This is a genomic window from Aestuariicoccus sp. MJ-SS9 (assembly GCF_032586235.1).
Lineage (GTDB): Bacteria > Pseudomonadota > Alphaproteobacteria > Rhodobacterales > Rhodobacteraceae > Aestuariicoccus.
On the sequence record NZ_JAWHTD010000018.1, the window covers coordinates 44,506 to 66,585 of the forward strand.

General features: G+C 61.4%; 21 protein-coding genes and 2 pseudogenes. 11 read left to right on the forward strand and 12 right to left on the reverse strand.

The features are described from left to right. Window positions 1–427 precede the first annotated feature (427 nt). From RXV88_RS13305 to RXV88_RS13320, 4 genes and pseudogenes are all read left to right on the forward strand, one after another. Window positions 428–1,720, forward strand: a complete 1,293-nt coding sequence (locus tag RXV88_RS13305; RefSeq protein ID WP_316293623.1) for a DNA methyltransferase — start codon at window positions 428–430, stop codon at window positions 1,718–1,720. Next, complete coding sequence (locus RXV88_RS13310; protein WP_316293624.1) at window positions 1,717–2,142, forward strand: DUF5681 domain-containing protein; 426 nt, start codon at window positions 1,717–1,719, stop codon at window positions 2,140–2,142. The genes RXV88_RS13305 and RXV88_RS13310 overlap by 4 nt, the downstream gene beginning before the upstream one ends. Then, entirely contained in the window at window positions 2,135–3,547 is a 1,413-nt protein-coding gene (terL, locus tag RXV88_RS13315; RefSeq protein WP_316293626.1) for a phage terminase large subunit, read from the forward strand. Before RXV88_RS13310 ends, terL begins: the two co-directional genes overlap by 8 nt. A 68-nt stretch (window positions 3,548–3,615) precedes the next feature. Continuing rightward, a pseudogene (locus RXV88_RS13320) lies at window positions 3,616–3,723 on the forward strand (IS3 family transposase); the annotation flags it as partial. Between the two features lie 23 nt (window positions 3,724–3,746). Here the strand turns inward: RXV88_RS13320 and RXV88_RS13325 are convergent. Next, window positions 3,747–5,192, reverse strand: coding sequence for a fused MFS/spermidine synthase (locus RXV88_RS13325; protein ID WP_316293628.1), 1,446 nt, complete (start codon window positions 5,190–5,192; stop codon window positions 3,747–3,749). Between the two features lie 461 nt (window positions 5,193–5,653). On the opposite strand from RXV88_RS13325, the gene RXV88_RS13330 reads away from it, so the two are divergent. From RXV88_RS13330 to RXV88_RS13350, 5 genes are all read left to right on the forward strand, one after another. Next, window positions 5,654–6,097 (forward strand): c-type cytochrome, encoded by a 444-nt coding sequence (locus RXV88_RS13330; protein WP_410468827.1) that lies wholly within the window; start codon window positions 5,654–5,656, stop codon window positions 6,095–6,097. Further along, window positions 6,097–6,444, forward strand: a complete 348-nt coding sequence (locus tag RXV88_RS13335; RefSeq protein ID WP_316293631.1) for a hypothetical protein — start codon at window positions 6,097–6,099, stop codon at window positions 6,442–6,444. Before RXV88_RS13330 ends, RXV88_RS13335 begins: the two co-directional genes overlap by 1 nt. Before the next feature lie 48 nt (window positions 6,445–6,492). Next, on the forward strand, window positions 6,493–7,086 hold the full coding sequence (locus tag RXV88_RS13340; RefSeq protein WP_316293633.1) for a cytochrome c: 594 nt from the start codon (window positions 6,493–6,495) through the stop codon (window positions 7,084–7,086). A 2-nt stretch (window positions 7,087–7,088) separates the two neighbouring features. Next, window positions 7,089–7,994 carry a cytochrome c gene (locus tag RXV88_RS13345; protein WP_316293635.1) on the forward strand — a complete coding sequence of 302 codons (906 nt, stop codon included), beginning with the start codon at window positions 7,089–7,091 and terminating at the stop codon, window positions 7,992–7,994. Window positions 7,995–8,660: 666 nt separating this feature from the next. Then, a complete protein-coding gene (locus RXV88_RS13350) occupies window positions 8,661–8,930 on the forward strand; it encodes a DUF6455 family protein (RefSeq protein WP_316293637.1) in 270 nt (89 codons plus the stop codon). 410 nt (window positions 8,931–9,340) lie between these two features. Here the strand turns inward: RXV88_RS13350 and RXV88_RS13355 are convergent, their stop codons facing one another. From RXV88_RS13355 to RXV88_RS13380, 6 genes are all read right to left on the reverse strand, one after another. Then, the gene (locus tag RXV88_RS13355) at window positions 9,341–10,075 is read right to left on the reverse strand and encodes a DJ-1/PfpI family protein (RefSeq protein WP_316293638.1); all 735 of its coding nucleotides are present in this window, start codon (window positions 10,073–10,075) and stop codon (window positions 9,341–9,343) included. Beyond that, window positions 10,072–10,998: a cation diffusion facilitator family transporter gene (locus RXV88_RS13360; RefSeq protein ID WP_316293640.1), complete on the reverse strand. Its 927-nt coding sequence runs from the start codon at window positions 10,996–10,998 to the stop codon at window positions 10,072–10,074. Before RXV88_RS13360 ends, RXV88_RS13355 begins: the two co-directional genes overlap by 4 nt. A gap of 68 nt (window positions 10,999–11,066) precedes the next feature. Next, a complete protein-coding gene (gene cueR / locus RXV88_RS13365) occupies window positions 11,067–11,528 on the reverse strand; it encodes a Cu(I)-responsive transcriptional regulator (protein ID WP_316293642.1) in 462 nt (153 codons plus the stop codon). Beyond that, window positions 11,525–12,592, reverse strand: coding sequence for a 2Fe-2S iron-sulfur cluster-binding protein (locus RXV88_RS13370; RefSeq protein WP_316293644.1), 1,068 nt, complete (start codon window positions 12,590–12,592; stop codon window positions 11,525–11,527). The genes cueR and RXV88_RS13370 overlap by 4 nt, the downstream gene beginning before the upstream one ends. Then, the gene (locus tag RXV88_RS13375; RefSeq protein ID WP_316293645.1) at window positions 12,589–12,861 is read right to left on the reverse strand and encodes a glutaredoxin family protein; all 273 of its coding nucleotides are present in this window, start codon (window positions 12,859–12,861) and stop codon (window positions 12,589–12,591) included. Before RXV88_RS13375 ends, RXV88_RS13370 begins: the two co-directional genes overlap by 4 nt. A 63-nt stretch (window positions 12,862–12,924) precedes the next feature. After that, entirely contained in the window at window positions 12,925–15,453 is a 2,529-nt protein-coding gene (locus RXV88_RS13380) for a heavy metal translocating P-type ATPase (protein WP_316293647.1), read from the reverse strand. A 155-nt stretch (window positions 15,454–15,608) separates the two neighbouring features. On the opposite strand from RXV88_RS13380, the gene RXV88_RS13385 reads away from it, so the two are divergent. Both RXV88_RS13385 and RXV88_RS13390 read left to right on the forward strand, forming a co-directional pair. Continuing rightward, window positions 15,609–15,800 carry a heavy-metal-associated domain-containing protein gene (locus RXV88_RS13385; RefSeq protein ID WP_316293649.1) on the forward strand — a complete coding sequence of 64 codons (192 nt, stop codon included), beginning with the start codon at window positions 15,609–15,611 and terminating at the stop codon, window positions 15,798–15,800. Window positions 15,801–16,056: 256 nt separating this feature from the next. Then, window positions 16,057–16,431, forward strand: a pseudogene (locus tag RXV88_RS13390) (transposase); the annotation flags it as partial. Between the two features lie 68 nt (window positions 16,432–16,499). Here the strand turns inward: RXV88_RS13390 and RXV88_RS13395 are convergent. From RXV88_RS13395 to nhaA, 5 genes are all read right to left on the reverse strand, one after another. Continuing rightward, entirely contained in the window at window positions 16,500–18,833 is a 2,334-nt protein-coding gene (locus tag RXV88_RS13395) for a heavy metal translocating P-type ATPase (RefSeq protein ID WP_316293651.1), read from the reverse strand. 66 nt (window positions 18,834–18,899) lie between these two features. Then, the gene (locus tag RXV88_RS13400) at window positions 18,900–19,583 is read right to left on the reverse strand and encodes a TVP38/TMEM64 family protein (protein WP_316293653.1); all 684 of its coding nucleotides are present in this window, start codon (window positions 19,581–19,583) and stop codon (window positions 18,900–18,902) included. Between the two features lies 1 nt (window position 19,584). Continuing rightward, window positions 19,585–19,971 (reverse strand): DUF302 domain-containing protein, encoded by a 387-nt coding sequence (locus RXV88_RS13405; protein ID WP_316293655.1) that lies wholly within the window; start codon window positions 19,969–19,971, stop codon window positions 19,585–19,587. A 16-nt stretch (window positions 19,972–19,987) separates the two neighbouring features. After that, complete coding sequence (locus RXV88_RS13410) at window positions 19,988–20,113, reverse strand: hypothetical protein (RefSeq protein ID WP_316293656.1); 126 nt, start codon at window positions 20,111–20,113, stop codon at window positions 19,988–19,990. A 395-nt stretch (window positions 20,114–20,508) separates the two neighbouring features. Beyond that, complete coding sequence (gene nhaA, locus RXV88_RS13415) at window positions 20,509–21,819, reverse strand: Na+/H+ antiporter NhaA (RefSeq protein WP_316293658.1); 1,311 nt, start codon at window positions 21,817–21,819, stop codon at window positions 20,509–20,511. Between the last annotated feature and the right edge of the window lie 261 nt (window positions 21,820–22,080).

Consider the following 22,080-nt stretch of genomic DNA (forward strand, 5'->3'; position numbering starts at 1 on the left):
TGTCATGGGACCCGCGGATCACGGGCCCGGTACCGAGGAGCGCCCGAGACGGCTTCGGGCGTGGTGACACTCATGCGTGCTTTGCCGCAGCAGTCCAGTCGTTTCTGACGGACTGTAAGCGTGGCTTTTGGAGCAAGTTGATGCTGCACGGCAAGATGTTCCTTGATTGTTCTCGCGCATGTTGTATGATGTTATGTGATGAGGTTGACATCTGCCGTGCCGCTGGACGGGTAGATGGAGTGCCGGATGGCCGCCTCGGCTCCAGCGAAAAGCCCACAAGCAAGATGCTCTGTGGCGGCACGCTCCAGGAAGGGGCCCGGTGACCCGCGAGAGACTGGTCGTCGGAATTCTCTCAAATGCACCTTGGTGCATTCCCCTAATCATTTCCGCTGGCGCACCGCGCTGACGGACTCAAATGGAGCTTGCTATGAGCATGCAATTCATGATCGTCGCCGTTGGCGACGTGACACCATCCGCGCGCAATGCGCGTACGCACTCGTCCACGCAAATTGACCAGATTGCCGCGAGCATTCAGACGTTTGGCTTCACCAACCCGATACTGGTGGATGAAAGCCTCGGTCTGATTGCCGGTCACGGTCGACTTGACGCCGCGAAATCAATTGGACTGGAGACCGTACCAGCCATCCAGATCACACATTTGTCGGACGCGCAGAAACGCGCGTTGATGCTCGCGGATAACAAGATCGCACTGAATGCGGGCTGGGACCTTGAGCTTCTAGCCGAGGAACTCGCCGACCTCTCGTCGATGAACCTCGGTTTCGAGCTCAATGTAACAGGCTTCGAGGTTCCCGAAACCGATCTGATCATTGAGCAGGCGGCTGGTTCACAAGCGAAGCCTGAAACAGCCCCGGAGCCTGATCGTTCAGTCCCCTCGATATCGCGACGGGGCGACGTCTGGACGCTCGGTCGCCACCGGTTGATGTGTGGCGACGCCCGGACAGCAGATGATGTCGGCCTTCTGATGGAGGGCGCGAAGGCAGATGTCGGTTTCAGCGATCCACCGTACAACGTTCCGATAAACGGTCACGTATCTGGCAAAGGAAAGGTGCGGCATCGTGAATTTGCCGAGGCCTCTGGCGAAATGAACGAGGCAGAATTCACGACGTTCCTGTCGGAAGCGTTTGGACTGGCCGCGCAACACAGTCGGGATGGCGCTGTTTGGTTTGCATGTATGGACTGGCGTCATATCGCGGAGATGCAGGCAGCTGGCCGCGCGGCCTTTGGAACCATGCTGAACCTCTGTGTCTGGGCCAAGACAAACGGTGGCATGGGCAGCCTCTATCGCAGCCAGCACGAGCTTGTATTTGTATTCAAGGTTGGCGATGCCCCTCATCGCAACAATGTCGAACTTGGACGGCATGGCCGGAACAGAACGAACCTCTGGACCTACGCCGGTGTGAACACATTTCGCCGCGGGCGCATGGAGGACCTTCGTGCGCATCCGACCGCCAAACCGGTCGCGATGATCAAGGACGCGCTCCTAGATGTTTCCCGGCGCGGTGACATCGTGCTCGATCCATTTCTGGGCGCTGGCGCGACACTGATAGCCGCCGAACGATGTGGCCGGGATGCCCGAGGGATGGACATTGACCCTGCCTATGTGGACGTCGCCCTGCGGCGTTGGCGCGAGGAGACCGGCGACGAGCCGGTCCGTGTCTCCGATGGATGCCAACTCCAGCATCTGGAGGACATGCAATGACGGATAAACGCAAATACGAGGTGGGATATGGAAAGCCCCCGGAACATACGCGGTTCAAGAAAGGTCAATCTGGCAATCCCAAGGGACGTCCTAAAGATCGTCGCAATTTTGCGACGGAGCTTGAAGAGGTTCTGACGGCACCGGTCTCGATCACCGAAGGCGGTCAACCGAAACGCGTCAGCAGCCGTCAGGCGGCGTTGATGCGCCTGCGCGAACGCGCCCTCAAGGGGGACATCAGGGCTCTGTCCGAGCTCTTTGGTCTTGCCCTCAAATATGAAGCGGATCGGGACGCGCGAATGTCTGATCGGTCTCTCACAGCCAGCGAGGCGCAGATCCTGGAAAGGTATGCTCAGAAAGTTCTCGACGAGTTTTCCAGTGCAGAGATTGAGGACGGTTCAGCAGGAAGCAAGGGCGATGAATGAGCTTGACGACATCGCCGTCTTGAACGCGCTCTTGCGATCCGACCTATCCTCCTTCATCCAGCGCAGCTTTGCCACCGTTGCGCCCGGCAGCGCGTATCTGCACAACTGGCATGTCGACGCGATCGCTCATCAACTGGATCGCGTCGTAGGGGGAGAGATAACCCGACTGATCATCACCATGCCACCGCGGTCACTCAAGTCGATCGCGGCGTCCGTCGCTTTTCCGGCATGGCTTCTGGGGCGCAATCCCAAGATGCGCATATTGGCCGTATCCTATGCCGAAGGTCTTTCGGACAGGCTTGCGCTGGACTGTCAGAAGGTCATCGAAGCCCCCTGGTATCGCGCCTGCTTTCCAGGCACGCGCATAGCCAGAGGCCGAGGCGGGCGTGCCGACTTTGAAACAACAAGAGGGGGTGGTCGGTTCTCCACCTCGATCGGCGGCACGGTCACCGGACGCGGTGGCGACATTATCCTGCTGGATGATCCGCACAAACCCGACGAGGCCGCGTCCGAGGCCAAACGCCAACAGGTCATTGACTGGTATCGCACAACTCTTTTGAGCAGGCTCAATGACCCCTTGTCTGGTGCAATTGTCGTGATTCAGCAGCGTGTGCACGAGGCGGACCTGGCCGGCGTCTTGCTGGAGCAAGGTGGCTGGGAACATCTGGATTTACAGGCGATCTCAGATGCACCCGTCTCAATTCCTCTAGGCTCGGGACGCACGATAGATCGTGACGAAGGGCATCTGCTGCATCCAGAGCGATTGCCCCGCCCGCTTCTCGAACGATATCGACATGAGCTTGGGTCCTATGCGTTCTCCGCGCAATATCAGCAACGACCTGCCCCGATAGACGGCGGGCTCGTGAAGTGGTCCTGGTTCAAGACTTACGACCGGACGCCTGATCTGCGAGCAGGCTACCAGATTGTACAATCCTGGGATACGGCGTCAAAGGCGGACGAGGCGAATGATTATTCGGTTTGCACCACCTGGATGGTACGCGGTGCAGATGCATGGTTGGTCGATCTATTTCGCGCGCGACTGGAATACCCTGACTTGCGCAGACGTATCATCTCGGAGGCAAGTCGGCACAAAGTGGCCACCGTGCTCATCGAAGATGCCGGTTCCGGGACGAATCTGATTCAAGACCTGAGACGGGAGACGCGACACAACGTGATTGGTATTCGGCCAAAGAACGACAAGGCGACAAGGTTGCTCGCGGTCTCCCCCCAGATCGAAGCTGGGCGCATTGCCGTACCAAAAGACGCTCCGTGGATTGCAGACTTCCGTAGGGAGCTAACACATTTTCCGAAGGGAAAGCACGATGATCAGGTCGATAGCCTCACGCAATTTCTGGGATGGTTGGCCACGCCGAGACCGACGGCGCTCATGGGGCGGCAAGAATGAGAGCGGAATAGAGCCTTTCAGGCCTGCGTCTAATCAGAGGTGGAAGTTTCTGATTCGCGAGAGCCCATGCATCGGGGTGCGGGCGCTACGGTTATCGAATGGTGACTGGCCTGCTGAACAACGCAGGTTGGCATGTGAACCACAAGCGTGTCGAACGGATATGCCGTGCTGAGGGACCAGGTGCGGGCATGTGCTCATTCTACCGATGGCCGACCCAGCCGCGATCGTCCGTAAAGGCCCGGCCTGCCGCAATCTTTACGGCGGCATAGTTTGCAGGCAACGACTCCAGTGGGATTAGAGGGTGGCGAGAAGCCGCGAGGAGGATGTTGGCGAGTCCACGAGTGCTGACCGGTCCTTGAACCGACTCCACATACGGATAATGGCTCGCCAGTATGGCGTTGAGTCCCCGCGCTAGTGGACCATCAGGCGCATCGATCAGGTTCACGTAAACTGGGCCATCGCTGATCTCAGTTAATCTGTCGTAGGTCTCGAGTGTCGCCAGATGAGCCGGGACCGACCCTGACGAGAAGGCATCCATGACGACCGCATCGAATCGGCGCTCTGTCTCGTTGATGTAGACTCGCCCGTCTGCGTGGGCGATCCCGAGCCGGTCCGTCTCGCCCCGGGGCGCATCGGCGCTTGCATCATACCCTTCCCGTTCGATCATAGCACCAGCCCCGGGCATGTGCTGTCGGACTGTCCATGTGACAAGCGGATCGATTTCGACGGCCACCGCTTCTGCGTTAGGCCGCATCGACAGGAGCCGGGTGGGCAGGGTGTAGCCGCCTCCACCGATGAACAACACGGAAGGCGCTGGACCCAGGTCACGATCCATCCTGGCCCAGAGCCATTCGGTATAGGGCATCACCAGTCCCGGCAAACTTTCCTGGTCTGCTTGGCCGATCCGCTCGGCGGCTTGCGCGGTGCGATCAGCGTAGAGATGCACCGTGCTGCCGCGGCGCACAGCGTCGATGCACGACAAGCCGGACTCGTACTTGCACACCGGCCCGGTCAGCACGCTCACCGCCACCACAACCGCCGCGGGACCAACAGACCCCGCGGATGCCGGTTCGGCGCCGCGTAGGAATGGCACACAGAGAAGGGCTGCGGCTCCGCATCCGGCGAAGGTCGCCGCCGAGCCGATAAGCGGCAAGGTGACAAAGCCGGCAAGGACGGCACCGAAGATCGCCCCGAGCGAGCCGGCCGCCAGGACCAGACCGAGCGATGAACCTTCTCGCCCCGGTCGGGCCTCGACGGCGAGCTTGGCCAGGAGTGGCGAGGGCAGCGTGACCAGCACCGATCCAGGAAAAAACGCCACGAAAACAGCGAGAATCATCCCGCCGGTGCCCCGGGCGCCCATGGCATAGAGAGCGCCGATCACGGTCGGCGACACCGCCATCAGGACCGCCGTTGCAACCAACGCCGCACGCACCCTGCGCAAGGCCACGTGGCGTTCCTGCTCGGCGATGAGGCCGCCCAACGCACTGCCGAGCGAGAACCCGGCGAGGACGGTCGCGATGACAACCGTCCAGGTCACAAGCGACGTACCAAAGAACGGGGCCAGTACACGGCCAGCCGCAATCTCGTAGCTGAGCCCAACGACAGACAGAACGAGGATCAGGCTGATCGTTGTTCGAAACCGCATGTTGGTTATTTTCCTTATGATGCTGTCGGCGTCCTTGGAACCCTACAAGTAGCTCCAAATCAGGTCATGAGGCGACAGACTGTTCTAGGATCAAATATATCTGGACCTAGCACCCAGTGTCTGGACCTCTGTCGTGGACTATCTCTAATCGGAGTAGCCCCGTGATCGTAGTCCACCGACTGGGATAGATTGTCCCGCAAATAGGAGGATCAGCGATGGCTGGGAAGCGCGTTATCCTTTGTTTATCTGTTTTTTGGAGCCCGAAGAGTAATTCTTTGGCAACCTAAGAAACCACGCCGGGTCAGTCGATTTCGTCAAGAACAGCGATGTCGGTTGAGCACGCTTGTGCCCAATGTCATCCGTCCTATCCGCCATGGTTTGAAATATTGGTATCTTTTCGTTAACTATCACTGAGACACGACACCGAATTTCTGGAAACGAGAAACGGTTAGGCGAAGACGTTGAGCAGACTGACCTATTTGGTGGCGGCACCTGCAATTACCGTGGCGGCTGGCTTTGCCCTGATGCGGTTCGCCACCGATGACGACGCGGCACCTGCCGCTTCGGCAAGCGGAGAACCCGGCGCGGCGTTGGTGCAAGTCGCTTTGCCGGACGCACTGTCCGAGCGCGCCGTGTTGGGAAAGCGCGCCTTCGAAGCGAAATGTATCTCCTGCCACGGCGAAAACGCCGCCGGCGTGGACGGCGCGGGCCCACCGCTTGTGCACAAGATTTATGAGCCAAGCCATCATGGCGATGCAGCCTTCTGGCTGGCAACACAGAACGGCGTTCGGGCGCATCACTGGACATTTGGGAGCATGCCGCCGGTCGACGGGCTGACCAAGGGCGATGTGGACGCCATCTTGACCTATGTCCGCGCGCTGCAGGCGGCAAACGGGATACTGTGATGGCGCGCACCCGGAACACCCTGGCCAAGCCCCTGCTGATGGCGGCGCTTGCGCTGTCGCTCATGCTTGCGATGGTCCTGCCCGAAACAAGCGTCCACACCGGAGAAAGCGCGCACCAGCTGACCCACGCGGCCGGCGAAACACAAGGGCATACTGCCGGGGACGAGCCAGCGAGCGCCCACACCGGCTGCCATGCCACGGCGCTTTGCACAGGTGCCGTTCTCGCCTCCCAGAGTCTAAGGCTTTCCCCGGTACGCAGCGACGCTGGCGCGGCTCTGGGCGTCCATGATTTTTCCTTTTCCTCCATTATCTTGAATTTCGACCCGCCGCCTCCGCGACTCTCCTGATCGTTAATCCGAAAATCCAGAAACGGCTTGCTCAGACAGGAGAGCATCATGAACACATATCTTCGCGCGGCTGTCGCCGCAGTTTTTCTCACGATCACAGGCGTCGCGGTGTTTGCGCATTCCAGCGCAACCGGGGTCGTGAAAGAGCGTATGGACGCCATGAAGGCGATGGGAGACGCGACCAAGACGGTCGGCGCCATGTTCTCGGGAGAAGTGGCATACGATCCCAACCAGGTGCGTAATGCGGCAGAAATCGTTCAGGCCCATTCCGGCTCGGCAATGACTGATCTGTTTCCTGAAGGCTCGAACGCCACGCCGTCCGAGGCCATGGACACAACCTGGGAAGAGTGGGAAACTTTCTCTGCCTTAGCGCGTCAGTTGGAGGTCATGGCGGCCGGCCTTGGACGGGCCGCCGGGAACGAACCGTCCAGCACCCCTATGGGCTCGGGAACGATGATGAGCGATACGGGCGGCATGATGGGCGGTTCCAGCGGCATGATGGGCGGGTCTGGCATGATGGCTACAACCGTGCCGATGATGGATGCCGAACACTTGGCCGAGATGCCGGCAGAGGCGGTCTTCACAATGATGAGCCAGACCTGTTCGGCCTGTCACACGCGCTTTCGCGCCGAGGAGGACTGAGCATGCGCAGGCTTGGCATCCTTTTCGCGGCGATGCTTCTGATGGCCATGACGACCACGGGTGCCCTGGTGGTTTGGCCTATCCCGGCGGAGACACCCGACATCGCCGATATCGGGGATGTGCAGGCGGGCGCCTACCTTGCCCGGGCCAGCGGCTGTATCTCGTGCCACACGGATTTCGAGAATGGCGGCCGCCCGCTTGCGGGCGGTGTTCCGTTCAAGACGCCGTTCGGCACGCTGATCTCTCCCAACATCACCACCGATCCGGAACACGGCATCGGCTCCTGGACAACGGCGGATTTCGCCCGCGCGGTCCGACAGGGCATTTCACCTGACGGGCATCCTTACTACCCCGCTTTCACCTATCCTTTCTACGGCTCGTTCACGGATCAGCAGATCGCCGATCTTTGGGCGGCGTTCCAGACCGTGGCGCCCGTGGCCGAGGATGCGCCGGACCACGATCTTGCCTTTCCGTTCAATCAGCGCTGGACGTTGAAGGCCTGGCGTGCCGCCTTTCTAACAGAGCCAGCGACCGATCCGGTCGAGGGGATGAACAAGGCCTGGAACCGCGGGCGTGTCCTTGTGGAAGGCGCGGCGCATTGCGGTGCTTGTCACACCGAACGGAACCTTGCCGGCGCGCGGATGTCAGACCGGAAGTTCATGGGCAACCCCGATCTGCCGGGCAGCGACGCGCCCCCGATCACTGCTGAGGTCCTGGAAAACAATGGGTGGACCATTTCCAATCTCGCCTACGCCCTCAAGACCGGTCTGACGCCTGAAGGTGATGTCTTCGGCGGCAGCATGGGAGAGGTCGTAAATTACGGGACAGCCTTTCTGACCGACGCGGATCGCAAAGCTATCGCGACCTATCTGCTGATGCCGGAAGCTGAGAAATTCGCCCAGAGGTGATGCATTGACGTTGCCGCTGTCCGCCGTTGGTTCTGTGACCGAAACATGGCGAGGGCACCCTGTCCTGGGGCTCTCGCTAACTCTGCGCTGTGCGGTTCCTTCAGCGCTAAGCCGAAATGGCGATAATCGTCTGACAGCCGCCAACCATGTCTGCGCTGTCCGCAAGCCGGACCTAACCTCGGTTTCGGCGAACGTCTGGAGGCAGTCAAAGCTGTCGTTTGGGCTTGGCTCAGAGGATCTTCGGCTCTGACGGCTGCTTACCGCCGTCCAGCGGTCATCTGATCATTTTGCACAGATGTCTTGGAAGAGCCCATGGCGACAAATGCTGCGCCGATGACCAAGTTCGTGAAGGGGCTCAAGGCATTCATCTGAGTCTTTTCGTCGGGTGACCTGTTCACTGCGAAGTGCGTGGCCTGCTCGGGCCGATCCGATCGGGAGTGCGACCGTGGTTCAAGTGCGCCAGATGGAATATCCATATTCGTCGAAGACCGATACGAGCAGTCGCGGTCGACAGCTGAGCAAGGCAATCGTCTGATGCGTGAAATTTCAAAGCATGTTCAAAGACTGAACAAGCGATGAACTTCGCGTTGGTTGCGGTAGATCAAGGAGTGGTTTCTAATCTTTGTGTAAGTTGCCCGTGAGCAGATGTCAGGAGAGTGCTGTATCATGGGCTTACATGTGTCCGACGCTGACGTAGCCGCGTTTGAAAAATGCCTCTACCTTTGGCAAAGAATGCTGGACGTGTCCGGTGTCAAACTCCCTAAGCGGCGTCTTCCTGCAGCGGTGGAAGATGAAATTAGGGAAAGCATGACAAACTGTAGTAAATGTGGAAGCAAGGCAGCCTGTACGACTTGGCTGGCAACCGCCGAAGATGAAACGTCACCTCCGAAATTTTGCCTCAACCGCGAAATTTTTGTCCGCCTCAAGGCTGCATGAAAGCTGGAAACATTGTGAAGAGTTCGGAACCGTGATGTCTGGTTTGTCCGCAAGCCGGACCTAACCTCGATTTTAGCGAACGTCTGAAGCCGGTGAAAGCTGTCGTTCGGGCGCGGCTCAGCGTTTTCGTTGGCTCTGACGGCTGCTTACCGCCGTCTAGCGGTCATCTGATCATTTTGCTCAGATGTCTCGGACGAGCCCAATACCGTCATTGCGCAACGGCGCAGCATTTGTCGCGAACGGCGGAGAGCTGTCGTTCGCTGCGGCCGGAATGAAGGACCGCTATGTGCCTTTTCTGACAGATGCCTCGCGATTCATGAACAGTTGCTTCCGAGGATAGCATGCTTTGCGGCTCTTCAGGCCGATAGAGGTTGCAGAATAGCGCTACGCGGTAGAAATGGTCGCCGGCCCTATCGGGAGACGTTCTTGTTTCCGATTGATTTTCGGACCTTGGCCAGCGCCTGACGCCATGCGATTTTGCCGACCGCGACCGCATTCATCGGATTGCGCGACAGCCGCGCCATCTCGGCGCGGGCGGCGGCGGCGACAGCGGCAGATGCCGTGTTCATATGCCCCGCATCCTGCGGTGGCTGAGGGTCATATTCGAGCATCAACTGAATGCGCTCGGCTGTTTCGCGGCCGGCGATCTTTTCGGCCAGGGCAAAGGCCAAGTCTATACCCGCTGACACGCCGGCTGCGGTCCAGATTTTGCCCGCCCGCACTATCCGTTCGTTCGGGCATGGCGTGGCACCAAGGCGTTTCACACTATCCATCGCCGCCCAATGTGTTGTGGCGGGCTGTCCTTTGAGCAGGCCCGACGCAGCCAGGATCACGGCCCCCGAACAGACCGAGGTTGTGTACCTTGTCTGTCCGTGAATCTTGCGCAGCCAATCCGAAAGGGCCCTATCAGCGGCTGCCACGCCGGTCTGGGCCTCCGCGCCCGGTACAATCACCAGGTCGGGGTCGGGCGTTTCATCAAAGCTGTGCGTCGCGCCAACGACAAGAATGCCACGGTCCGTTGGCACAGGACCCGGCGCATGAGCCACAAAGCGAAGCTCGGTGCCGGGAAGCATCTTCAACACCTCATAGGGCCCGATCGCATCAAGCGCGGTAAAGCCGGGATATAGGACGATGGCGATTTTCATGCGACGTGCCCAGCGGTGTGATCGTGCGTGATGTCAATGTCCTCTGCACCCGACTCGTCGAGGCAACGATCTTCGACCTGCAGGGTGACCAGCAGGAAACCGAACCTGTCTCGCAATAGCGCGTGGGCCGCCTGCAGAACGTCACCTGACTTATGGCCGGGTTCCGTCCGTGCATGGCCGGAGAATACATGCCTGCCGCTGGTCAGCACCCAGGCGTGAACATGATGCACGTCGCGGATACCGTCGAGTTTCTCAAGCGCAGAGGTCACTTCTCGAAGGTCCACATCCTCCGGCGTTCCCTCCATGAGCATATAGATCGACTCCTTCAGGATTTTCCAGCTCGCCCAGACGAGAACGAAGCCGAAGGCCATCCCAAGCAGCGGGTCGATCAAGAGAAAGCCGGTGAAGCGGATAACAAGCGCCGTGACGATGATGAGCAGACTGCCGACGAAGGTCTGAACGATGTGCCAGACGGCCCCGCGCGTGTTCAGGTCGCTTTTCCCCTCTTTCCAAATCAATCCAAGCGAGATGAATTCGGTCAGAAGCCCGCCCGCGGCAGCCCAGAGCATTGGACTGGTGGGCAGGTCGATCGGAGCGGAAAGTCGCATGGCGGCCATGCCAATGACAAAGACCGCCATGGCCAGAAGAAACGCGCCGTTGATGGCCGCGCCCACGATCTCGGCCCTGTACCAGCCAAAGCTGCGGTCCTTGTCGGCGGGACGGCGGGCGATCCGGGCTGCCAGAATGGCGACAAGGACGCCGCCTACCGCAGAGAACGTGTGAAACGCGTCGGAGATGACAGCGATCGAACCGGTCCAGATGCCGATTCCGAGCTCAACGACGAAGTAGATACCGGTCAACCATGCAGAGATTGTGAGCGCTCGACCTCCGCTGGGCAAATGCCCTGAATGTCCATGTTCCATATCGGGTTCTTTCTTTTGGATTCGGGATTTCCTCTGCTACTGCAGCGACGACGAGCTGCATGCTCGGGCTATCTGGGCAATGTCCTTACTTGACCGACAGCGCCTGGCCGGGGCTTTGGTGCCCGGGAAGCGTCCTGATCGTCCTTCTTCTCCAAATCTGCGATGATCGGGCAATCCGGTCGGTGATCGCCGCTGCAGGCATCTATCAACGTTTCCAGCGTGTTCGACATCGCCTCGAGTTCTTCGATTTTCCTGCGGAGCGTTTCGAGATGGCCTTGGGCAAGCTGCCGCACATCGGCGCTCTTACGGGTCTCGTCCGTCCAAAGCCCGAGCAATTCGCCGATCACCTCTACTGAGAAACCGAGATCGCGTGCGCGCCGCACGAAGCCCAGCATGTGCACGTCTTTTTCGCTGTAATCGCGATACCCTGAATCGGTCCGCTGAGCGGGCGGGATCAGCCCAGTCTGCTCGTAGTAGCGGATCATTTTTGCCGAGACGCCGGACTGACGCGCTGCTTCCCCGATATTCATGGCTGGCTCCTGACGTCCTGGTTGGTCATTTTTTCCTGCCCGCCAGTGAAGAAGGCGTCGGCGTGCATATCATCCTTGCTTAGATTGGCCGCAATCGCACGCGCCGTGACGGCCTCGACCATGGCCGGAGGGCCTGCAGCGTAGGCCTTCCATCCCGACAAATCCCCCAAGTCATGAACGAGGGCATCGTGCACCAAGCCGCTCTGATGAATTCCACCTTCCGGTTCGTTCGACAGGACCGGCGTGAAGGTGATCCCCGGATGACGTTTGCCGAGCGCCTCGAAGTGCTCCATTAGGTAGAGGTCACGCTCTTCCCGCGCCCCGAAGTAGACATGTATGGGCTGGCGCATGCCCAACCAGACCGCGCTCTCGACGATGGACTTGATCGGGGCGAGGCCGGAGCCACCAGCAACGGCGAGGATCGGACCGTCATGGTTCGTGCGTAGATGCGCGGCTCCAAGTGGCCCCTTCACACGCAAAACATCGCCGGGTTCGAGCCGGGTATGGACATGTTGGGAGAAACGTCCGCCGGGGAGTTTCCGGATATGGAACTCGAGCTCTGGTGCTCCGGACCGGTTGGCCATCGAGTAATCCCGCGCCGTTCCGTCGGGAAGAGACAGGGTCGAGTACTGCCCCGGTGCGAATTCTAGCGGTCCGTCTTCTGGACGCAGTCGAACCAGCATGATGTCGTGTGTTAGCTTCTCCACTGCGGTGACATGGGCCCCGAATTCACGCAGTTCATGGCCTGGCATCGAACTTTCCAGAAGCACCGGGACCAATGACAAGTCGCTCACCGGCGCCGCCACGCAGGGTAGAACAAGACCGCTTGCCGTTTCGTCACGCGTAAGCGCGGATTCGGAGTGTTCGCGGTGCAGAACCTCTCCCTCGATCAGCCGGGATTTGCACAAACCGCAGCGGCCCATCTTGCAGCCATGTGGGAAAGCTACATTGTGATCGATTGCGGCGCTCAGGATTGTATTTCCTTCGAAAGCGGGAAAACGCGGGCCCTGTGGCCGTAGGCCGACCTCGTAGACTGTAGCGGGTTTTTCAAGACGAAGCGTCATAGCAGCTCCTCCTCTTGTAGCGCGTTTTCGACCCTCGGCTTCTGGTCGGCGAAGGTTCCGTAGGTGAACCAGTCTCCGATCACGGTGATCGGCGCGACGCGCACGCCGTAACGCACTTTCGCCTCTACCATGATCTTGGGATCGCTTAGATCGCGTTCCTCGAACGCGACGCCCGCTTGTTGAAGCCACGACTTGAGTTGGCGGCAATCGGGACATGTTGGGGTGGTGTAGATGACGACGTCGCCGGTGTTCCTGGTTTGCGGATTCATTGATCAGTTCCTTCGGTCTGTTTTGGCGAGGGCCCGGGCCCTGAACGGCCCGGGCACGCGTGGTCATTCCGCCGGGATTGCCGCCGGTGTGCGAAGCGGGCGGCTTGCCGGGATATCGGTTGGTGAAGGCGCTGCGAACCGCTTAAGCCGCAGCGCGTTGCCAAGAACGAAGACGCTGGAAAGCGCCATGGCCCCTGCGGCGAAGACCGGCGACAACAGGATGCCGAAGGCCGGATAGAGGACGCCTGCCGCCACCGGGATCAGCGCCGTGTTGTAGGCGAAGGCCCAGAACAGGTTCTGCCGAATGTTCCCGATGGTCGCCTGGCTGAGCGCGATCGCGTTGGGGATGCCCTTGAGGTTGCCCGACATCAGCACCACGTCGGCGGCTTCGATGGCCACGTCAGTGCCGGTGCCGATCGCAAGGCCCACATCCGCCTCGGCCAGCGCCGGCGCGTCGTTGATGCCGTCGCCGACATAGGCCAGCCGGCCCAGGGCCTTCAGGCGCTTCACGGCATCGACCTTGCCGTCGGGCAGCACCTCGGCCACGACCTCGTCGATGCCGAGCCGCCGGGCGATGGCCTGTGCCGTGCGGGCGTTGTCGCCGGTGATCATCGCGACCTTGAGGCCGAGATCGTGCAGGGCCGCGATGGCCTCGGGCGTCGTTTCCTTGATCGGATCGGCCACTGCGATGATCGCGGCGAGCTTGCCGTCGATGGCGGCGTAGAGCGGTGTCTTGCCCTCGTCACCCAGGCGTTCCGCCGTCCGGTCGAACGCGCCGGTATCGAGGCCCAACTTGCGCATGAACCGGTCGGCACCGATCTGGACGCGGGCCCCCGCAACAGTCGCCTCGACCCCGTATCCGGTCACCGAATTGAAGCCCTCGACGGAAGGAAGCTTCAGCTCCTCGGCCTCCGCCGCCTCGACAATCGCGCGGGCGATGGGGTGTTCGGACCGTGCTTCAACCGCTGCAATCTGTGCGAGGACGTCGGCTCGATCAAAGCCATCGGCCAGTTCAAGATCGGTCAGGGCAGGCTTGCCCTCTGTCAGCGTGCCGGTCTTATCCAGCGCCACGACGCGGGTTTCCTTCAAGAGCTGCAGCGCCTCGCCCTTGCGGAACAGCACGCCCATCTCGGCCCCGCGTCCCGTGCCGACCATGATCGAGGTCGGCGTGGCGAGGCCCATGGCACAGGGGCAGGCGATGATCAGCACCGCCACCGCATTGACCAGGCCGAAGGTCAGCGCCGGATCGGGCCCCCAGATCAGCCATACGCCGAATGTCAACGCCGCCAGCGTCATCACTGCCGGGACGAACCACATGGTCACACGGTCGACCAACGCCTGGATCGGCAGCTTGGAGCCCTGAGCCGCCTCGACCATCCGGATGATCTGCGACAGCATGGTGTCTCCACCCACGGCCGTCGCGCGGAAGGCCAGCGCGCCGTTCTGGTTCACGGTGCCGCCGACAACTTCTGTGCCTGCACTCTTGGCGACCGGCACCGGCTCACCTGTAATCATCGACTCGTCGACATAGCTTTTGCCTTCGATGACCTCGCCATCGACCGGCAGGCGGTCGCCGGGGCGCACCTCGACGATGTCACCAGGGGCGACCTCGGTCACCGGGATCTCCACGACCGATCCATCGCGGCGCACGCGCGCGGTCTTGGCCTGAAGTCCGACCAGTCGCTTGATCGCCTCTGACGTGCGGCCTTTGGCGCGCGCCTCCAGATATCGACCCAGCAGGATGAGCGTGACGATCACCGCCGCGGCCTCGTAGTAGACATTGACCGTGCCTTCGGGCAGCACGCCCGGCGCAAACGTGGCCACGACCGAGAAGAGATAGGCGGCGAGCGTGCCGACAGCGACTAGACTGTTCATATCAGGCGCGCCGCGCAGCAGGGCAGGGATCCCCTTGGTGTAAAAGCGCATCCCCGGCACCGCGAGGACGAACGTCGTCAGCGCGAACTGCAAAAGCCAGCTTGCCTCATGGCCGATGGTTGATCCGATCAGGGCATGCATGCCGGGGATCAGGTGACTGCCCATCTCCAGCACGAAGACCGGCAGCGCAAAGGCGGCGGCCAGTCCGAGATCACGCTTCAAGAGCGCCTGCTCGGCATCCTTGCGGGTGGCCTTGGCCGCGTCCTCGCCGGCATCTCGCGCGACTTCGCGCGCGGTGTAGCCGGTCTCGGCCACGGCGGCGATCAGCGCGGCGATATCGGCGGTGCCCTCCACCGTCGCCTGCTCCGTCGCGAGGTTCACGCGGGCTTCGGTCACGCCGGGAACAGCCTTCAGCGCCCGCTCCACGCGGCCGACACAGGACGCACAGGTCATACCGTCTACGGCGAGTTCGACTGTCTTTCCGGGCACCGTGTAGCCCGTCGCCTCGACAGCGCGGACCAGGTCAGTGCGTACCGAAGTGTCCGAGACCTGCACCTCGGCGCGTTCCGTCGCAAGATTGACGCTCGCGGCTACCACACCAGGCACCGCCGAAAGGGCCTTCTCGACCCGGCCCACGCAAGAGGCGCAGGTCATGCCTTCGATTGGGAGTTGTATCGTCTCGGCGGCGCGCCGAGACATGTCCGTGTGAGCATTCATGGCTTTTCCTCTCGTCTTCGAATCAGTGCTCACACGTCGAGATAGGGGTTCCAACGGTGGGAAGGTCAAACATGAAAGAGAAAAAATTTGGGGCTTGACCTTACAACGCTGGGAGACCCCACCTGCTGTTGCGTGAGACAGAAAAGGAGGTTCTCATGCAATTACAGATCCCGAACATGACCTGCGGCGGATGCGCCAACAGCATCCTTAAAGTGGTGCGGTCCATCGACCCAAACGCTGAAGTCGAGGCCGATCCGGTTACGCGCAGAGTGACAATTGACCCGGCGGAGCCTCAAGGCAGGTTCGTATCCACCCTCTCCGAGGCTGGCTATCCACCAGAAGACTGATCTGAGGGTCTTTGGAAATCGACAGCCGCCACGCATCTGCGTGGCGGCAGCCATTCAGGCATGCTCTACAGCAGCCATATGCCCAGATTTTTCCAAGCGATAAGCGAAGCCACATTAAGGCGGTTTCAGTCATGTCATCGTCGGCATGGTATCGTCGCCGACGCCTGACTGCGGGCCAGGATGAAGAAATACCATGTGGTCGGCATACGGGCATTCCGGCGCATGAGGGTCGACCCCTGCACCAAGTCGCTCAGCCAACTCCCTGAACTTCTGCTCCTGGAAAGATCGCAAGGCCGTGGCCGCCGATCTGCGCCGGATTTACAGCGCCCCAACCGCCGATATGGCCGAGGCCGAGCTCGATGCCTTCGAGGAAAAGTGGGCCGGGAAATACGCCTCCATCGCCCCGGCCTGGCGTCGCGCCTGGCAGGAGGTGATCCCGTTCTTCGGCTTCGATCCGGCGATCCGCAAGATCATCTACACCACGAATGCCATAGAGAGTCTGAACCGCGTGATCCGGAAATCGATCAAGACGCGGGGCTCCTTCCCGACCGACGAGGCGGCGACCAAGCTGATCTACCTGGCCGTCCGCAACTTCGAAAAGGGCGGCCGCAATGTGCGGGAAACCAGCTAGTCTCAGCATCTACCTTGCTCTGGTAGACGTCTTCCCAGCGGTTCGATTTGTCGGTCATCGTTCCTCCCTCAGAGACCGACCCGCCGCAGTCGCAACGCGTTGGAGATGACCGAAACCGACGACAGGCTCATCGCCGCCGCCGCGATCATCGGCGACAGGAGAAGGCCGGTGACGGGGTAGAGCAGTCCTGCTGCGATGGGGACGCCAAGCGCGTTGTAAGCGAAGGCGAAGAACAGGTTTTGCTTGATGTTGCGCAAAGTGGCGCGTGCGAGCTTGCGCGCCCGGACGATGCCCATCAGGTCGCCGCCCAGCAGAGTGATGCCGGCGCTTTCCATCGCCACATCCGCGCCCGTGCCCATGGCGATGCCGACATCCGCGGCGGCCAGCGCGGGCGCGTCGTTCACCCCGTCGCCCGCCATCGCGATCTTGTGGCCCTCTCGGCGCAACTGGTCGATCAGGTCCTTCTTGGCTTCGGGCAGCACGCCCGCGCGCACTTCGTCGATCCCGAGCTTGCCTGCCACTGCCTGCGCCGTGCGCTCGTTGTCGCCGGTCGCCATGATGACCCGCAGACCCTGGGCATGAAGTTCGCGGATCGCCTGTGCGGTCGTGTCCTTGATCGGGTCGGCGACCGCCACGATGCCGGCTACCGCGCCATCGAGAGCGACGAACATCGCCGTCTTGCCCTCGGCGCGCAGGGTGTCGGCCTTCGCCTCGGCTGCGCTCGTTTCCAGACCCATCTCCCTCATCATTGCCGCATTGCCGAGCGCCACGGCACGGCCGCCGACCGTGCCGCGCACGCCCTTGCCGGTGACAGCATCGAAGTCTGTGGCTTCCTCCCGCGGGGCCCCTTGTGCTTCTGCCCCCTCGACGATCGCCTCGGCTAGTGGGTGTTCCGAACCGCGCTCCAGCGCCGCCGCCAGCGACAGCAGGGCGGCCTCGGGAACGTCCGCCAGCGCCACGGTGTCAGTCAGCTTCGGCTTGCCCAAGGTCAGAGTGCCGGTCTTGTCCACGATGAGCGTATCGACGGCCGCCATGCGTTCCAGCGCCTCGGCGTCCTTGATCAGTACGCCCGCCTGTGCCCCGCGTCCTGCTGCCGTTGTGATCGAGATCGGCGTGGCCAGCCCAAGCGCGCACGGGCAAGCGATGATCAGGACGGACACCGCCGAAGCGATCGCGAAGACCAGCGCGGGCTCGGGGCCGACGGTCAGCCAGACGACGAAGGCGACGATGGCGATGACCACGACCGTCGGCACGAATACCGCCGCCACGCGGTCGGCCAGCCCCTGGATCGGCGCGCGCGAGCGGCGCGCGTTCGACACCATCGCCACGATCTGCGCCAGCACCGTGTCGGAACCAACCTTGCCCGCCTCGATCACGAGGGAGCCGTTCTTGTTGATCGTGGCCCCGGTCACCGCATCGCCCGGGCCCTTTTCGACGGGCATCGACTCGCCGGTCAGCATGCTTTCGTCCAGCGACGAGCGGCCGTCGATCACGGTTCCGTCGACCGGGACCGCGTCGCCGGGGCGCACGCGCAGCCGGTCGCCCTCCATGATGTTCTCCAGCGGGGCGTCATATTCGGTGCCGTCTGGCAGGATACGCCGTGCGGTCTTCGGCGCCAGATCCAAAAGCGCGCGGATCGCATCCCCCGTGCGCTCGCGCGCCCGAAGTTCGAGAACCTGGCCCACGAAAACCAGCGTCACGATCACAACCGCCGCCTCGAAATACGTCCCCACGCCGTGGCCCATCCGATACTGTTCGGGAAAGACGCCTGGTAGGAAGGTGGCGACAATCGAGTAGAGATAGGCCGCCGCCACGCCGATGCTGATCAGCGTCCACATGTTTGGGCTGCGGTTCACGATCGAGTCCCAGCCCCGCCGGAAGAACGGCAAGGCGGCCCAGAGGATGATCGGTGTCGCGAGCAGGAACTCCAGATAGCTGGCGGTCTGGTGCCCGATCCAGTCGCGCACCGGCAGGGCGACCAGTTCGCCCATGGTCAGGATGATGAGCGGCACTGCGGCAGCAGCCGAGATCCACATCCGGCGCGTGAAGTCAGTCAGCTCCTCGCTGGGCTCGTCGGAGGGCACCATCGGTTCCAGCGCCATGCCGCAGATCGGGCATGACCCCGGCGTATCCCGAACAATCTCGGGGTGCATCGGACAGGTGTACTGGACGTTAGCCGGTGCGGCCTTCTTTTGTCCGGCGGCCCTTCCCGAGGCATAGAACCACGGATCCGCCGTGAACTTCGTCTGGCATTTCTCCGAACAGAAATGGAAGGAATCGCCCTGAAACTCGGCGTGACGTCCATCGGGCTTGACTGCAACCGTCACCCCGCAGACCGGGTCTTTCGCCGTCTCGGCCCCCAAGGGCACGTCGGTTGCCGCGTGGTGGTGATCGTGTTCCATTGTCTGTCAGCCTTTCGGTCTATTTCTCAACTTGCGACCTCCAGCGGTTGGAAGGCCCAGCCCTTTTCAATCTTGGTCGGGAACGCACTCTTCAGGCTTTCTCCGCATCGCCACCCAGAGCAGCGGTAAGCCCGTCACGAGCCCGAGGCCGAGCACTGCCCAAGTCGCTCGCCCAAAGTCCCCGCTGACCGCTTCACCTCCGAAATGGGCGAGCAGGAAGCTTGCCGGAATGATGCCGGCCAGCGTCGCGAGGGCGAACCGCCAGGCGTGCAGGCGACTGAGCCCAGCAGCGTAACTGATCATATCGAAAGACACGAACGGCATCAGGCGGCTGGCGAAAACCGTCGCGGTCAACGCGGTCTGCGAGCCGAGCAGCCCGGCATCGACGCGGTCACCAAAGACTCGCCGCAGGGCATTATGCCCCAGCACCCGTGCGAGACCGAACGCGATCAGCGCCCCGAGTTCGGCGCCGATCACGACCTGCACCGTTCCCCAAACATGCCCGTAGGCCGCTCCAGCCGCCAATGCGATCGGCGCGCTTGGGATCGGGCTCGCCACGACCGCGATAGTCATGAACATGACGATCACGACCGGCCCCCAAAGACCCGCGCGCGCCACCAGCATCTCCAGACGCTCGGGCTCCAGAAGGTCGCGTGCCTCGGTGAGCACCGAAGGCGCGAACTGCCAGACACCGAGCAGTCCGATCCCGAGGATCGAAAGGCCCCCGAGAATGGTGACGCGTAGGCTCATCTCAGATTGCCGAGACGGCCTTGGTCAGAAGGTCGCGCACATCGCCTGCCACAGCCGTCAGCTCGGCGTTCTCGATCGCCTGCATCGACGCGACCGGATCGACGGTGCTGACCTCGACGCCATCCTCGACCTCGCGCAGGATGACGTTGCACGGCAGCATCGCACCCACACGCGGCTCGATCCCGATGGCGTGATGCGCCATCTTCGGATTGCAGGCTCCGAGGATGCGATAGGCCGGCATCTCGACATCTAGCTTCTTCTTCATCGTCGCCTTGACGTCGATTTCGGTCAGAACGCCGAAACCCTGATCCGCCAGCGCCTTGCGCGCGCGAGAGTCAATATCGTCGATACCTGCGCCGGAGATCACGCGATTGATCGTGTAGGTCATTGCGAAGTCCTTTTTCCTATTTCCGAAGATATTTGATCAGCGCCGCTATGGCCAAAACCACCAGCACAAGGAACAACAGGCCGAACAGCCAGCCAAACCCTATCCCGAAACCCATTCCGAAGCCCATGTCGTTCCAATTCATCTTCCCGTCCTCGTAGGTTGCACCCCTAAGGGGCGCCTAATAAACCGGCCTCACTACTGCATGCGCTGTATAGCACAGGATCGGTGTCTGGACGGCGGGGCGCCCTTTCCGGCTTCCGCCTATTGTCGAAGAAGTCTGATCGGTGCATCTATGGCCAAGATCACCAGTATGAGGATCAGCAGGCCGCGGAGCCATCCAAGGCCCATACCGGTTCCCGTGTCGTTCCAGTTCGTGTTCCCTTCCTTACGGACAGTTGCTGCACGTTGCGCTGCGTCGTCGGCTGTTGCAGCAATATTGGGCAGCAAAGCATCTCAGAACTGATCGGCGTCGACATCGACGATGGACAATAACGGTACATGAACGAGGTCGCGCAGCGCATCGGCTGTGTGTTTTCGTCACCTCATTCGCAATGTGAGCCAAATCAGAAGCGAGATGCCGAGTATCGCCGAGAGCGCCGATCCGCCGAGAATACCCAACTTTGCCGCATTCAGGACGGAACTGTCGAATGCGAGGCCTGCGATGAACAACGACATCGTGAAACCGATCCCCGTCAGAAAAGAGCCGGCCAGAATGAAAGGCCACGACAAGCCCGGCGCGAGTGCCGCCAGGCCGGATCGTACGGCAATCCAACTGAACACGAAGACGCCGATCGGTTTTCCCAACACCAGGCCGACAATGATCGCCAGCGAGACCGGTTGTACGAAATCGACACCCTCAATCGTGATGCCGGCATTTGCCAGTGCGAAGATCGGCATGATTGCAAAGCCGACCCAGGGGTGCAGCATCATCTCGAGCCGTTCGACTGGTGAGAGCGACTCAGTGACCGCTCTGCCGGCTTGACGCAGGTCGCGGTGGCTTGCGGCATCTCCTTGTCGACGATCGCCAGTCGGAACGGCGAGTACTCGCCCAAGGATCGCACGCAGGCGGGCATCGCTCACCCATATGCGCGTTGGCGTCATCAGGCCCAGAATGACGCCTGCAATAGTCGCGTGGACGCCGGAAGCGTCGAAGCATAACCAGACTGCCGCTCCCAGAAGGAAATAGACCGGTACGCTTCTGATCCCGAGGCGCGACGCGCCTGCGACGATACCAATCCCCAGAAAGCCCAATCCGAGAGCCGACCAGTTCAACGCCTCACCGTAACCGAAGGCGACCACAAGGATTGCACCGACGTCGTCAAAGATGGCCAGAGACAGCAGGAACAATCGCAAGGTGGGCGGGATCCGGTTTCCGAAGAGCGCCAGGCACCCGATCACGAAGGCCGTATCGGTTGCCATCACGGTTCCCCAGCCGTGCATACCGGGCTGGCCGGACATCAGCCCAAGATACAGAGAGACCGGCACGATCATGCCACCTAAAGCGCCTGCGAACGGCAGTGCGGCCTGTCGAGGGTTTCGCAATTCGCCCAGCACCAACTCGCGCTTGAGTTCCAGAGAAAGCACGAAGAAGAAAAGGGTCATCAGACCGTCGTTGATCCAGTGCCGCAGAGAGCGGGTGAAATCCAGCGAGCCGAATGTGAGGCCGATGTGGGTCTCCCAGAAACGAAGAAAGCCTTCTTGCCACGGTGAGTTGGCCAGCCCCAAAGCCAGCAGAACAGCCAGGAGCAGGAGCCCACCAGCTGCCGCTTCGATCTTCAGGAAGCGTGCGAATGGTTTCGTTATGCTGTCGGCTGCCTCGTGGGGCAGGCCTTGATGAGTATCGATCACGGGAGAAGCATACCTTTTGGGGTCGACAGAGTCTTTGTCATCGCAAGGCAGGTGCGCTGACCACGAGATGCAGTCGCCGGCGCCTCAGCCGCGTCCCGGACGGCTCAGGCGGCAAGCGTCCGGGCCTCCGCGAATGAAAGAAATCTCCGGTGCTTCCCGTCTCATAGGTGCAGCCTTGCGCAGCGGAAGCTCTGCCAAAGTGTTATGCGCGTCGTCTCCCGCCGCCATCAGGCTCCGTATTCAGTGATAGCCAATCACTTG

What these genes read in the sequence shown, in the direction of transcription:
- terL (WP_316293626.1), top strand. Translation starts at nt 2,135, where the DNA reads ATGAATGAGCTTGACGACATCGCCGTCTTGAACGCGCTCTTGCGATCC.
- RXV88_RS13360 (WP_316293640.1), bottom strand. Translation starts at nt 10,998, where the DNA reads ATGGAACATGGACATTCAGGGCATTTGCCCAGCGGAGGTCGAGCGCTC.
- RXV88_RS13375 (WP_316293645.1), bottom strand. Translation starts at nt 12,861, where the DNA reads ATGAATCCGCAAACCAGGAACACCGGCGACGTCGTCATCTACACCACC.
- RXV88_RS13340 (WP_316293633.1), top strand. Translation starts at nt 6,493, where the DNA reads ATGAACACATATCTTCGCGCGGCTGTCGCCGCAGTTTTTCTCACGATC.
- RXV88_RS13385 (WP_316293649.1), top strand. Translation starts at nt 15,609, where the DNA reads ATGCAATTACAGATCCCGAACATGACCTGCGGCGGATGCGCCAACAGC.
- RXV88_RS13350 (WP_316293637.1), top strand. Translation starts at nt 8,661, where the DNA reads ATGGGCTTACATGTGTCCGACGCTGACGTAGCCGCGTTTGAAAAATGC.
- RXV88_RS13370 (WP_316293644.1), bottom strand. Translation starts at nt 12,592, where the DNA reads ATGACGCTTCGTCTTGAAAAACCCGCTACAGTCTACGAGGTCGGCCTA.
- RXV88_RS13410 (WP_316293656.1), bottom strand. Translation starts at nt 20,113, where the DNA reads ATGAATTGGAACGACATGGGCTTCGGAATGGGTTTCGGGATAGGGTTT.
- RXV88_RS13405 (WP_316293655.1), bottom strand. Translation starts at nt 19,971, where the DNA reads ATGACCTACACGATCAATCGCGTGATCTCCGGCGCAGGTATCGACGAT.
- RXV88_RS13380 (WP_316293647.1), bottom strand. Translation starts at nt 15,453, where the DNA reads ATGAATGCTCACACGGACATGTCTCGGCGCGCCGCCGAGACGATACAA.
- RXV88_RS13305 (WP_316293623.1), top strand. Translation starts at nt 428, where the DNA reads ATGAGCATGCAATTCATGATCGTCGCCGTTGGCGACGTGACACCATCC.
- RXV88_RS13355 (WP_316293638.1), bottom strand. Translation starts at nt 10,075, where the DNA reads ATGAAAATCGCCATCGTCCTATATCCCGGCTTTACCGCGCTTGATGCG.
- RXV88_RS13325 (WP_316293628.1), bottom strand. Translation starts at nt 5,192, where the DNA reads ATGCGGTTTCGAACAACGATCAGCCTGATCCTCGTTCTGTCTGTCGTT.
- RXV88_RS13400 (WP_316293653.1), bottom strand. Translation starts at nt 19,583, where the DNA reads ATGAGCCTACGCGTCACCATTCTCGGGGGCCTTTCGATCCTCGGGATC.
- RXV88_RS13395 (WP_316293651.1), bottom strand. Translation starts at nt 18,833, where the DNA reads ATGGAACACGATCACCACCACGCGGCAACCGACGTGCCCTTGGGGGCC.
- cueR (WP_316293642.1), bottom strand. Translation starts at nt 11,528, where the DNA reads ATGAATATCGGGGAAGCAGCGCGTCAGTCCGGCGTCTCGGCAAAAATG.
- RXV88_RS13310 (WP_316293624.1), top strand. Translation starts at nt 1,717, where the DNA reads ATGACGGATAAACGCAAATACGAGGTGGGATATGGAAAGCCCCCGGAA.
- RXV88_RS13335 (WP_316293631.1), top strand. Translation starts at nt 6,097, where the DNA reads ATGGCGCGCACCCGGAACACCCTGGCCAAGCCCCTGCTGATGGCGGCG.
- RXV88_RS13345 (WP_316293635.1), top strand. Translation starts at nt 7,089, where the DNA reads ATGCGCAGGCTTGGCATCCTTTTCGCGGCGATGCTTCTGATGGCCATG.